The following is a 12,245-nucleotide window of genomic DNA, read 5'->3' as shown; positions in this document are numbered from 1 at the left end:
TGTATACCTATGCATGAAAATTTATATGCTTCTTTCGGGACTATTAGATCAAAAAAAGTTGCTTGCCGAAAACTTTCTTTTCAGCAAGCAACTTTTTCACATCAATAGCATTGGAACAATTTTCCCGTCATTTACATCGATCAACCCCAGATCCGTCAGCTTCAAGGCTGGACTGACCGGTAGGGAATGCGTGCTGATCGACATGATCGGGTTGTAGTGATCGTAACCGAGCGACTCCATAGCACGGCGAAGTTGTTCGACTTCCTTTGCGGTTTTTTCCAATGGTTCCTCTGTCAAAATGCCTCCGACCGGCAAATGAAGGCTCGCGATCACCTTGCCATCCTCCACCACGTAAAAACCACCTTGGTTGCGAATGACTTCATTGGCTGCGACCATCATATCGTGCGGATTGTGTCCGACAACCAAGAGATTGTGGTTGTCATGCGAATAGCTGGTGGCTACCGCACCTCGCTTGATCGTATCGCCGCTGATCAATCCATAGCCGCGATTGCCGTTTTTGCCATAGCGTTCAAAGACGGCGATCAAGCCGTACGGGCTCTCCTCCCACAAGAGTTGTCCTTCCCGCACCTCAGCGATTCCACGGTGATCCTCTGTAAAAGTAGAACCGTTTTGAACGAGCATGACCCGACATGGATAGCGATTGTCTGGCACATCTACTGTGACGTGGAAGTCTTGCTCCGTAAGTGGCGATAGCTTGATGCTCTCATAAAAGTGCGCAGGAAACTGCTTTTCTTTGACCACTTGTCGGTACTCTTCCTTGACGTCGTAAGCTTTCTTCCCATTTTTATAGACGCGTTCGATCTTGAGTTCATGCAGATCAGACAACAACAGGAAGTCCGCTATTTTGCCAGGAGCAATCGCCCCTCGATCCGTCATGTTCATACGTCTGGCTGGGGTAAATGTACTCGCGTAGATCGCGCGCTCTGGCTGCATGCCCATTTGAATGGCTTTTTTGACGATATGGTTCAAATGTCCACGATTGACCAAAGAATCGGTCATCACATCATCCGTCACAAAACAAAAATGCTCAGAAACATCTTCCTTGATCAAATAATCCATGACTTCATCCGTCATCGATTTTTCTTGAATCTCTAGAAACATGCCTGCTGCAATTCTCGCTTCCATGCCCTCACGCGTCTGGTGCGTATGATCGGAGTCCACTCCCGCATAAATGACGCGATGCAGGTCCAAATCAAGCAATTTCGGGACGTGCCCCTCGATGACGAGCTTTGGATACGTCTTGCGGATATGCTCCAGGATGCGATTCGTCTTGCAGTCAGGGTCCTTGATGATGTCTACGTAATTCATGATTTCGCCGAGGCAAATGATCTCTTCGGAACGCAAGAGCTCGTCCATGTCTGCCATCTCGACAGACCCACCTGTCGTTTCCATCGAGGTAGCTGGTACGGAACTCGGGATCGCATACAGCATATCAACGACACAATCACGGCTCGCACGAATCATCTCTTTGATCCCTTCAATTCCGAACACATTGGCCATCTCATGCGGCTCCGGTACGATCGTTGTCACTCCGTTTTGAATCAAGCCAAAGGAAAATGTCTCCGGCGTCACCATCGTGCTCTCAATATGCAAGTGAATATCGACCAGACCAGGAATCATGTAGCGACCTTGTCCGTCCGCGATCTCGGCAGCTTCAAATGTTTCCGTACTCCGCTCACCAATATAGAAGAATCGTCCATCCAAAACAGCGACGTTTCCTTTGATGAACTTTTTAAAATAGCTGTTAAACACTTGGACGTCTTGAATCAACAAATCGACCTTCACGAAAATAACCTCCTGTCTTTAGTCCACGAGTACCACTTTGTCTTTTGGAAACAGCAGATTGACGTTCAGGCCAGTCTTGTACGGCGTTTCCATCTCCTGATTGACCGTGAAGTCGCCCAACTCTGTTTCCACGACATATTGATAGCTGCGTCCCAAAAACGTGCTTACCTTTACCGTTCCGCGCAAACGGTTCATTCCAGACTCGGTGCTCTCTTCTGTCGTTACGAGAAGGTCATCTGGTCGCATTGCGCATTTTTTGCCGGACGGATTCGCCGTGCCCGGATTTTTGGACGCGGTAAAATGATGGTCACCGACACGCAGGCCGATTTCTCCGTTCTGCTCGGTGCGCTCTGCGAAGTCGATGAAGTTGGTAAAACCGATAAAGCGAGCGATAAACTCCGTCTTCGGATATTTGAAAATCGTGGCTGGATCGTCGAGCTGCTCGATCACACCCTTGTTCATAATCGCCACCTGATCCGAGATGGAGAAGCACTCCTCCTGGTCATGCGATACGTACACAGTCGTAATTCCCAGCTCCTGCTGAATGCGACGGATTTCTACGCGCATGTTGATCCGCAGGTTGGCATCGAGGTTACTGAGCGGCTCATCGAACAGCAGCAGGTCAGGCTGAATCACCAGTGCCCGGGCAATCGCCACGCGCTGTCTTTGACCACCAGACAGCTCCTTCGGGAAACGCTTTTCATAGCCGCCGAGACTCACGACTTCGAGAATTTGCTGCACCCGGGTCTTTACCTCTGTTTCATTGACCTTGCGCAGGCGCAAACCGAATGCCACGTTATCGAATACAGAAAGGTGCGGAAACAGCGCATAGCTCTGGAACACAAATCCGAAGTTGCGCTTGTTGACCGGAACCCGCGTATAATCTTTTCCGTCAAACATGAACCGACCATCTTTTGCTTCCAGAAAGCCCGCAATCAAGCGCAGTGTCGTCGTCTTTCCGCAACCGCTCGGACCGAGCAAAGAGATGAGCTGTCCTTTTTCGATATTGAGATTGAAGTTTTGCAAAATATATTGATTGTCATAGGCAACCGATACGTTTTCCAGCGTGAGCAATGCCATGAGTTGATGCCTCCGTTATCGTTTTGTAAAGTAGGAAAGCCCCATCAGACGTTCAATGATGAACATGAGAATAGCCGTAAGAATCATGAGCAGCACGGAAATAGCAGCGATCGTCGGATCGAAGTTGTTTTCTACGTACGTCAGCATCTGGATCGGCAGCGTGCTTACCCCTGGTCCTGTCATGAAAACAGAGATATCTACGTTGTTGAACGACTCCAGAAAAGCGATCAGAATCGCAGCAATAATCCCGGAGCGAATATTCGGCAAGACGACTTTGAAAAAGGTTTCGAGACGACCTGCCCCAAGGCTTAAAGCCGCTTCTTCAATGGCGAAGTCAAAATTGGACAAGGAAGATGCAATGACGCGAATGATAAACGGAAGCATCAGCACCGTATGACCGACGAGAAGTCCCGCATAAATCGGCAAATTGTACACGACAATGACGTATTTCAGCATGGCAAAGCCCATCACGATACCCGGAATCAGGACAGGTGAGATGAAAATGCCATTCAAGATGCCCTTGCCGCGAAAATCAAAGCGACTGAGTGCATAGGCTGCTGGAATCCCCAACAAGAGCGCCAAGAGATTCCCCAGCAAGGAAACGAACATCGACGTCTTGAATGTCGTCATGAACATTTCTACATTGAAAATGTTTTCGTACCACCGCCAGGAAAAGCCCTCCGGCGGAAACTTCAAGACGCTCCCCGGCTCAAACGACGTAAAAGAAATGATAATGAGCGGCCCTAGCAAAAACAGAAAGACGAGAGAGGTAAACAGGGCCAACCCGCGATTTTTCTCCTGCATAACTTCTACCCCTTCGGATTTAATTTCGTCGCCAGCTTGTTCATGAAATAGATGACGACAAATGTAATGACAATCATGATCGTGGCAATGACAGAAGCCAAATGCCAGTCATTGAGCGTAATCGCATTTTGATACAGGAACGTGGAGATGACCCGCTGTTTTCCACCTAGCAGGGCAGGCGTGGTGTAGGCGGTCAAGCTTCCGACAAACACCAGAATGCTACCGATGATGAGTCCCGGTACACTAAGTGGCACAATGACCTTCCAGAAGGCAATCAACTTGGAAGCACCCAAGCTCTCCGCCGCCTTCAGCAAATCTGGATCGATGTTTTCCATCACCCCTACCAGCGTAATAATGATCAGCGGCAGGAACAGATGAATCAAACCAATCATCATCGCAGTCGGCGTATACAATATTTCCAACGGCTTATCGATGAGCCCGATTGCAAGCAGCGAGCTATTCAATAAGCCCTTTTTTCCGAGAATAATCATCCAAGAGAACGACCGCACGACAGAGCTAGTCAGCAAAGGAAAAATCGCCAATGCCAGCAGGATGCCCTTTTTGCGTGGGCCCAGCTTGGAAATGTAGTACGCGGCAGGAAAACCAATCAGAACACACGCAATCGTCGTGACCAGACTGACCTGCAGCGTTGTCAGCATAATTTTCAGGAAGTACGCGTCGGTAAGAAATTGCAGATAGCCTTGAATCGTAAAGCTACCATCTTGATAAAAGGTGGATGCAATCGTCATCACGATCGGAATGACCATGAACAGCGTCAAAAACAGCACACCCGGCAACAGCAATAAATAAAGACCCGTTTTTCTCATCTGATTAACTCCCGTTCACGGTATCGTCAGGCTTTCAATGCGCCGATAAAACGCGCAAAGAACGCATCTGCATCTACGTCCAGACAGACGTTTATGTTCGGTTCTTTTTTCAGGCGGTTTTGAAAGTCGCAAACCGTTTGCCCATCACACAGCTCACTTCTCGTTTCAATATCTACATACAGCTTCTGCTTCTTCACCAGCTTCGGATCGAGTGCGACTGCGACAGCCAATGGATCATGCATGGCGCACGCATAAATGCCATTTCGCTGAAAATAGCGATGTAGGTAATCAGACGTACTCTGTCTTACGTACTCGCCCATCGGTGTATCTCCTAGCTCGCGAATATGCTCCTCGTTCAGCAGCACTCTTCGCGTCACATCCAGTCCAACCAGCGTCAATTGCGGGAATCCGGCATGAAACACAACCTTCGCTGCCTCTGGATCGACGTACATGTTATACTCCGCAACCGGCGTCACATTGCCATGCTCGCGGACCACTCCACCCATGAAAATGACTTCCTTGACGTGTTGGACCAGCTCCGGGCATTTTTTCACTGCCAGCGCCAAATTGGTCAGCGGTCCCGTCATGATGAGTGTAATCTCTCCGGAATGCGCGAGTACGTTTTCCACGATGAAATCAGGAGCAAAGCCAGCAGTCGGTTCCTTGTAAATCGGAACTCCGGCAAGGGCACCTCCCAAGCCATCTTCACCATGTACAGCGTGCTCGAAAAATAACGGTCGCAGCAACGGTTCAGATGCTCCGCAGACAACAGGGATTTGCTCACCGACTTGCAAGAAATCGAGAATTTTGCATGTGTTTTCTGTAGCTTTTTGCAGCGACACGTTGCCATTCACCGTAGTGATGCCAACCAGATCAAATTGCCCGCTCTTCACAGCGAGAATAATGCCAAGCGCATCATCAATGCCCGTATCCACGTCAAGAATGATCTTTTGCACGAGTGGTCCTCCTCACGTTCATTCCTCATAAGAAAACTTCTATCGAGGCCTATTCAACGTGGAGCGACCGCGTTTTAGCGGAATGTTTTCATGCGCTCCGGAATTTATTTTATAATTTCCTATACGTTGAAAAACGAGGGTATATCCCAAATTGTCTATACCCTCGCCCTTTGTTTTTCTATCGTTCGTTATTGCGTGATTTCACGATTCCAACGGTCAATCCATGCTTTAGAGTGCTCGTTAACGAATTTCATGTCCAGCATTTTCAGCTTGCTTACAGTTTCTTCCCCGTACGTTACGCCTTTTGCTTCTTCTTCTGTCAGTTGAACAGACTTGTTTACAGGAGAATCGATTTTTGCTTTTGCTGTTTTTTCCTGAACTTCCTTGCTCAGCTGGTAGTTGATGAAGTCTTCAGCCAGCGCTTTGTTTTTCGAGCCTTTTACGATGTTAACCGTATTCATGACCGCATATCCGCCGCTTGCAGGTTGTACGAAAACAGCTTCTGGAACAGCGGCTTTGATGTCTTTGAAGTACATTTCCATGATCGGTCCTACGCCGATTTCTTCTTGACCAAACATGTTCACGTATTCGGAAGTCTTATCGTAGAATTTCACTACATTTTGGTTGACTTCTTTCATTTTCGCAAAGGCTTGATCCTCGTTAAATTCCTTGCTGCCCGCGACCGCAGAAGCACTGTCGAGAACCATCGGGCCAGTTGTGGACGTAATGCTTGGCAGTGTCAGCTTGCCCGTCAGCTCTGGGTTCCACAGGTCTTTCCAATCCTTGATCTCTGTTTTCACGAGTTTTGGATTATAGGCAATCCCGAATTGGCCAATCGTGTAAGCTGGACCGTACTCCTCGCCCAGTGGTGCTTTGGCGATGTCGTAGATTTGATCCAGGTTCGGGATGCGGCTGCGGTCGATTTTTTCAAATGCGCCACTCTCAATCCCTTGCTGTGCATAGTAGTCAGAGAGGTAGATCAAGTCTACATCGGAGCTTCCTTGGCGAATTTTGTTCAGTCGTTCTGCGTTGTTCCCGATTTCCAGCACGATTTTCACGTTATGTTCTTTTTCAAACGGCTCATATACTTCTTTGCGGAAAAAGTCTTCGGAAAAGCCCCATGTGGAGATGACCAGCTTTTGTGGCTCACCCTTGGCTTCACCGCCAGCTCCTCCCGCTTGTGGTTGATCATTGCTGCCACAGCCAGCGAGAGCCAGTGACATCATAGAAAAAGACAGAATTCCAGCAAGTAATTTTTTCATCGTAATTCTCCTCCAGTTGGGTTCATTTGATGACAAAATATGGTGATACAATAAAAAGAAAAGTACCCTTGATTAGAACGTATCATTCTAAACAAGAGCACTTTTCTTCGTAAACAAAGAGAAGTGACACCCGTTTTTACGCAAAGTCTACGGTCTCCTCTTAAGATAGATCAAAAGAGAAAATCCGAACGATTGCGTCAGGTATTCAGTTCTGATTCAGCTAAAATAACATTCGTGATCGCCCACTGCGTAGGCGCATCATAGTCCCGTAGCACAGCTTCCAACGGCAACCCCATCTCTACTTCCAGTCGCTCTCGCAGTTTCTTCTTATAAAGAAGGGACATCCGAAAATCGACTTCGAGCTTGAGGGCCGGTGCTTCTCCTTCTAACGCTTCTGAGCGCGGAGAGCGGCGATGCTTGGCTTGGAACGTAATCATCTGATTTTCAATCGTGACTCGGAGCAATGTCGTTCCAAATCCGAACAACTCTTTTGCTATCTCATTATAGATGGCAGACAGCTTTTTTCTGGTTTCATTGGAGTCCACTAGAGTCATGTCATCACCTGCGATAGCTGGTATCGGGTTCATTCGCTCTCATTATACAAATGATTTTCCGATTCTTCAATAGAATATTCGTATTTAGATCAATTTCACATTTTTCCACCAAGTCATTCGTTTGCAAAAACAGTTGACACCTAAAAAATCAGTCGTTATAATCCAACTATCCAAATAAGAATTAACAACAATGTTTGGAATGATAATTTCATAGCACATTCTCTTATGAAGAGAGGTTGAGGGACTGGCCCTATGACACCTCGGCAACCTATCGCAAACGATACGGTGCCAAATCCAGCGGAATTTATTCCGACAGATAAGAGAGGTATTGTTGCAGTGTGGATACATACTCGCAGTTTTCGCCTCTTCTGTCGGAAGAGGCTTTTTCTATTCCATCTTACATCCAGAGAAAAGGGGTATTTTCATGAAAAAGACTGGTCTACTGCTCACTACACTACTGCTCGCTGCATCGCTCGTAACGGCTTGCGGCGGTAAACAAGAAGCTGCACCTGCTAACGGCGGCACTGCTGCTGAGCAAACCTCACTCAAGGTGGGCGTCACTGGCGGCCCGCACGAAGAAATTCTCAACAAAGTAAAAGAAGTCGCCAAAGGCAAAGGGCTCGACGTCGAAGTCGTCGTTTTCAACGATTACGTACAGCCGAACCAAGCTCTCGATAAAGGAAATCTCGATGTAAACAGCTTCCAAACCATCCCGTTCTTGGCGAAGTTCAATCAAGATCACAAAACAAAGATCGTCGAGGTCGGAAAAACCGTCACGTACCCGATGGGCCTGTACTCCACCAAGCATAAAAAAGTCGAGGACATCCCTGCTGGCGGCGTTGTCGGCATTCAAAACGACCCGACCAACCGAGCACGCGCCCTGCTACTCTATCAGGCAGCTGGCTTGATTAAGCTCAAGGATGGCGTGGGTGACAACGCAACACCACTGGACATCGTAGAAAATCCAAAAAATTTGCAATTCAAAGAGCTGGAGGCTGCTTTCCTGGCGCGCTCGCTGAGCAACGTAGAAGTCGCTTCGATTAATACGAACTTCGCAATGGAAGCTGGCTACTCCCCGCAAAAAGATGCGATCTTCGCTGAGACAGCTGACTCTCCATATGTAAACATTTTGGCAGTCAACGAAACCAACAAAGACAACCCCGCTGTCAAAAAACTGGTGGACATCTACCGCTCGGAAGAAGTGAAAAAATTCATCGACGAACGTTTTGAAGGAGCTGTACTGCCGTCCTGGTAAGATCGACGCCAGGAACATCAAGAACAACAAGGAGAACTCGTTATGATACAGCTAACCGATATTCATAAGTCGTATCAAGTAGGAAACAAGCAGGTAGAAGCATTGAAGGGCGTATCCCTGCAGGTGGAAAAAGGGCAAATCTACGGGGTTATCGGCTTTAGCGGAGCGGGGAAAAGCACCCTGCTCCGTACCATCAACCTGCTGGAGAAGCCGACTAGCGGTTCTGTGATCGTCAATGGCCAGAACATGCTGACCCTCAAGGAAAAAGAGCTGCGGCAAGCTCGCAAAAAGATCGGGATTATTTTTCAACACTTCAACCTGCTCTCTTCCTATAATGTCTTTGACAATGTGGCGGAAATCTTGCGGATGAATCGCGTCCCCAAAGATGTCATTAAGCGCAAGGTAGAAGACCTTCTCGGCTTGGTTGGCTTGTCTGATAAAGCAAACGCTTATCCTTCTCAGCTATCCGGTGGACAAAAGCAACGGGTGGGCATCGCTCGTGCGCTTGCGACTGATCCGGAAATCCTGCTCTGTGACGAAGCAACTTCCGCTCTCGACCCGCAGACGACCGAATCGATTCTGGAGCTGTTGCTCGACATCAATCGAAAGTTCAACCTGACAATCGTGCTGATTACACATGAGATGCAGGTCATCAAAAAAATCTGCGATCAGGTAGCCATCATGGAAAACGGTGTCGTCATCGAGCAAGGCTCTGTTCTGGATGTTTTCAGCAATCCGCAAGAGCAAACGACCCGTAATTTTATCAAAACGGTTTTCGACGATCAGGTACCACAGGAGATTTTGTCCAAAATAAAAGAAACCGGACCCGTTTCCAAAATTGTTCGCGTTGCCTTTCGCGGGGATGCTGCTCTCGATCCTGTTCTAGGAACACTATCTGCACGTTTTCCGATTAGTACCAATCTGTTGTATGGCTCGATTACGACCATAAAAGGAACAGCGCTCGGCATTCTGCTTTTGCACATATCCGGCGAAGAACAAGACATTCAAGATGGCATTCGCTACTTGCGCGAATCCGTCTACCGCGTAGATATTGTGTCACCAGAGGAGGTGCGGAGCTAATGGAGCGTTTGATTGATATGATTCCGGTATTCGGGCAATCTCTGCAAGAGACCGTCATTATGGTTGGGATTTCGTTGTTCATTGCGACACTGATCGGGATTCCGCTCGGGATTTTGTTGGTCATCACACAGGCGAATCACCTTTTCCCGAACAGAATCATCTATCACACCCTGAATACGATCATCAACATTGTGCGTTCGTTGCCTTTTATTATCCTGATGGTTGCGATCATTCCTTTTACGGAGTTGATCGTGGGCACTTCGATTGGGATTGAAGGAGCAATTGTGCCGCTCATCGTCTATACCTCGCCTTACATCTCACGCCTGATGGAAACGGCCCTGCATGACGTAGATCGTGGCGTTATCGAAGCGTACCAGGCAATGGGCGCATCCCGGACGCAGATTATTTTTCGCATCATGCTGCGTGAAGCACGGCCCGGCATCGTCCTCTGCCTGACCATCGCGACCATCGGTTTGATTGGTGCTACTGCTATGGCCGGGGCAGTCGGTGCCGGCGGACTTGGCGATCTCGCCTTGCGCTACGGCTACCAGCAATGGGACATCGAAGTCATGATCATTACTGTCGTTATCCTCGTCGTCCTGGTACAGCTCATTCAATCGTTGGGTAACTGGGCAGCCCGAAAACTGAAAAAGAGCGTGTAAATCGAAGAACCCCTGACGAGATCGCTTGTCAGGGGCTTTTTTGTAGGTATTTAGACCGAGCGTCACTGAAAGTTCGTTGGAATTTCGCTCAATATTCATGTAGACTTATATATACAAGTCATTTAAATGAGAGGGGCTACTCAAATAACATGAAAAAACTCATCATGATGTTGGTTGCCGTAATGCTCGTACTCGCTCCGGCCGGAGGATTCATTGATCATGCCGATGCGAAAGGCTATAAGTCCGGGAAAAAATCTTTTAACTCTAATACGGCTCCTACGAACACGCAAACGCCTAACAAAGCAGATACGAATGTAAATGCTTCAACAAATAAAGGCACAACAACTCCTGCTGCTACAGCAAGCAAAAGCGGCGGATTCATGAAAGGTCTCATGATTGGTGGTCTGGCTGGTTTGCTGTTCGGATCCTTGTTCGGTGACATGGGTATCCTGGGCTCCATCCTTGGCTTCATGATCAACCTGATGGCGATCCTCGCTGTGATTATCCTGATCCGCAAAGTGATCGTCTACTTCAAAAACAAGCGTGAGAAAGAACAGGAACTGAACGCATGGAAAAGATAACATTTTCCGAACAAGATATCATTAATGCGATCTGTATTCACGCAGCCTACAAAAAACAGTTGAAGCCACAAGATATCTCCGTCGAGCTGATGTGGGACGAAGAGTACGGCTTTTCTGCTGAAGTACACTGGATGGAGCGCCAACAAGTCTTCATCGAGATGAATATGATTGAAGCGATTCGCTACTACCTGGAGACCCAGATGCAGCGCAACCCTTATTCCGCCGGTATCGAGCTGGTATTGGACGACGAACAAGGGATCATCGCTCATATCACCTACTAACACTGGATAATCATTTGTTAACCCAAGGCCAATTTGTTCACGCATGTGAGCAGGTTGGCTTTTTACATATTGAATTTGACCTCGTTCCGTTATATACTTTAACTTAGTGAAAATGATTATCATTACTACATTTACTTATACAGGTACATACTTTGTTTAAAAAGGAGTTGTCCCATTGTGGAGCGCTTATACACGCAAAAGCTGGACATCGGATACGGTGAGCTTTCCATTGTCAAAGACTTGAACATCAGCATTCCTTCTGGAAAAATCACTGCCCTGGTCGGTGCAAATGGTTCTGGTAAATCGACGATCCTCAAAACTCTCGCCCGGATTATGAAACCAACAGGCGGACAAGTATTTTTGGACGGAAAATCGATCCACCAGCAATCGACCAAGGAAGTCGCCAAGCAACTGGCGATTTTGCCACAAAACCCAACCGCACCCGATGGCTTGACCGTGTCTGAGCTCGTTACCTATGGCCGCTTCCCCCATCAAAAAGGCTTCGGCTCTTTGACTAAGGAAGACAAAGAGATCGTAAACTGGGCTATCTCCATGACCGGCATGGCCGATTTCCATGATCGCCCGGTTGACCAACTGTCCGGCGGTCAGCGCCAGCGCGCCTGGATTGCAATGGCTCTGGCGCAAGGAACAGACATCCTTTTCCTTGATGAGCCTACGACATTCCTGGATATGGCTCACCAGCTGGAGGTTCTCAAGCTTCTGCAAAAGCTGAATGACGAAGAAAATCGTACGATCGTCATGGTCGTCCACGATCTGAACCACGCAACCCGTTATGCACAGCACATGGTTGCAATCTCTCGCGGAACCGTCGTCGCTGAGGGAAGTCCTGTTGAAGTCATGACGCCTGAGATGCTGCGTAAGGTATTCAACATCGAAGCAGACATCCTGATTGATCCTCGCACGGGTGTACCGCTCTGCCTCCCTTATGAGCTGTCTCATGCTGTGGATCAAAAGCAACCAAACGAAAACACGACCCAACCTGTTTACACGGAAGAGCGCAAGCTGGTTGGAGCCAGATAATTGTTAGAATCCGCTAGGCAAAAAGCCGGTTTTCACCACGTTTTACGGTGTAACCG

Annotated in this window: 13 protein-coding genes and 1 riboswitch; of the genes, 6 read left to right on the top strand and 7 right to left on the bottom strand. The window is 48.0% G+C overall.

Annotated features, from left to right (window positions below; translation table 11 throughout):
• Positions 1–96: 96 nt before the first annotated feature.
• From HP399_RS01990 to HP399_RS01960, 7 genes are all read right to left on the bottom strand, one after another.
• Positions 97–1,806, bottom strand: a complete 1,710-nt coding sequence (locus HP399_RS01990; RefSeq protein ID WP_173619889.1) for an adenine deaminase — start codon at positions 1,804–1,806, stop codon at positions 97–99.
• An 18-nt stretch (positions 1,807–1,824) separates the two neighbouring features.
• Positions 1,825–2,886: an ABC transporter ATP-binding protein gene (locus tag HP399_RS01985; RefSeq protein ID WP_173619890.1), complete on the bottom strand. Its 1,062-nt coding sequence runs from the start codon at positions 2,884–2,886 to the stop codon at positions 1,825–1,827.
• 15 nt (positions 2,887–2,901) lie between these two features.
• The gene (locus HP399_RS01980) at positions 2,902–3,690 is read right to left on the bottom strand and encodes an ABC transporter permease (RefSeq protein WP_017252586.1); all 789 of its coding nucleotides are present in this window, start codon (positions 3,688–3,690) and stop codon (positions 2,902–2,904) included.
• Positions 3,691–3,695: 5 nt separating this feature from the next.
• On the bottom strand, positions 3,696–4,517 hold the full coding sequence (locus HP399_RS01975; protein ID WP_173619891.1) for an ABC transporter permease: 822 nt from the start codon (positions 4,515–4,517) through the stop codon (positions 3,696–3,698).
• Positions 4,518–4,543: 26 nt separating this feature from the next.
• The gene (locus tag HP399_RS01970; protein WP_173619892.1) at positions 4,544–5,473 is read right to left on the bottom strand and encodes a nucleoside hydrolase; all 930 of its coding nucleotides are present in this window, start codon (positions 5,471–5,473) and stop codon (positions 4,544–4,546) included.
• A 188-nt stretch (positions 5,474–5,661) separates the two neighbouring features.
• Positions 5,662–6,735 carry an ABC transporter substrate-binding protein gene (locus tag HP399_RS01965; RefSeq protein ID WP_173619893.1) on the bottom strand — a complete coding sequence of 358 codons (1,074 nt, stop codon included), beginning with the start codon at positions 6,733–6,735 and terminating at the stop codon, positions 5,662–5,664.
• A gap of 197 nt (positions 6,736–6,932) precedes the next feature.
• A complete protein-coding gene (locus HP399_RS01960; RefSeq protein WP_173619927.1) occupies positions 6,933–7,289 on the bottom strand; it encodes a DUF2294 domain-containing protein in 357 nt (118 codons plus the stop codon).
• A gap of 220 nt (positions 7,290–7,509) precedes the next feature.
• Positions 7,510–7,612, top strand: a riboswitch (SAM riboswitch).
• A gap of 101 nt (positions 7,613–7,713) precedes the next feature.
• Between HP399_RS01960 and HP399_RS01955 the strand changes: the two genes are divergently transcribed.
• The 6 genes from HP399_RS01955 to HP399_RS01930 all read left to right on the top strand — a co-directional run bounded on the left by HP399_RS01955 (position 7,714) and on the right by HP399_RS01930 (position 12,189).
• Positions 7,714–8,544 (top strand): MetQ/NlpA family ABC transporter substrate-binding protein, encoded by an 831-nt coding sequence (locus HP399_RS01955; RefSeq protein WP_173619894.1) that lies wholly within the window; start codon positions 7,714–7,716, stop codon positions 8,542–8,544.
• A 42-nt stretch (positions 8,545–8,586) separates the two neighbouring features.
• Positions 8,587–9,624, top strand: a complete 1,038-nt coding sequence (locus HP399_RS01950) for a methionine ABC transporter ATP-binding protein (RefSeq protein WP_173619895.1) — start codon at positions 8,587–8,589, stop codon at positions 9,622–9,624.
• Positions 9,624–10,286 (top strand): methionine ABC transporter permease, encoded by a 663-nt coding sequence (locus HP399_RS01945; RefSeq protein WP_173619896.1) that lies wholly within the window; start codon positions 9,624–9,626, stop codon positions 10,284–10,286. The genes HP399_RS01950 and HP399_RS01945 overlap by 1 nt, the downstream gene beginning before the upstream one ends.
• 149 nt (positions 10,287–10,435) lie before the next feature.
• Positions 10,436–10,867, top strand: coding sequence for a hypothetical protein (locus tag HP399_RS01940; protein ID WP_173619897.1), 432 nt, complete (start codon positions 10,436–10,438; stop codon positions 10,865–10,867).
• Positions 10,855–11,148 carry a YxcD family protein gene (locus HP399_RS01935; protein WP_007724639.1) on the top strand — a complete coding sequence of 98 codons (294 nt, stop codon included), beginning with the start codon at positions 10,855–10,857 and terminating at the stop codon, positions 11,146–11,148. Before HP399_RS01940 ends, HP399_RS01935 begins: the two co-directional genes overlap by 13 nt.
• A gap of 177 nt (positions 11,149–11,325) precedes the next feature.
• Positions 11,326–12,189 carry an ABC transporter ATP-binding protein gene (locus HP399_RS01930; RefSeq protein ID WP_173619898.1) on the top strand — a complete coding sequence of 288 codons (864 nt, stop codon included), beginning with the start codon at positions 11,326–11,328 and terminating at the stop codon, positions 12,187–12,189.
• The last annotated feature ends 56 nt before the right edge of the window (positions 12,190–12,245 follow it).

Origin of the sequence: Brevibacillus sp. DP1.3A, assembly GCF_013284245.2 — a bacterium.
Taxonomy (GTDB): domain Bacteria; phylum Bacillota; class Bacilli; order Brevibacillales; family Brevibacillaceae; genus Brevibacillus.
Note: the sequence above shows the minus strand (reverse complement) of the source record. Positions and strands in the feature narration are given on the sequence as shown.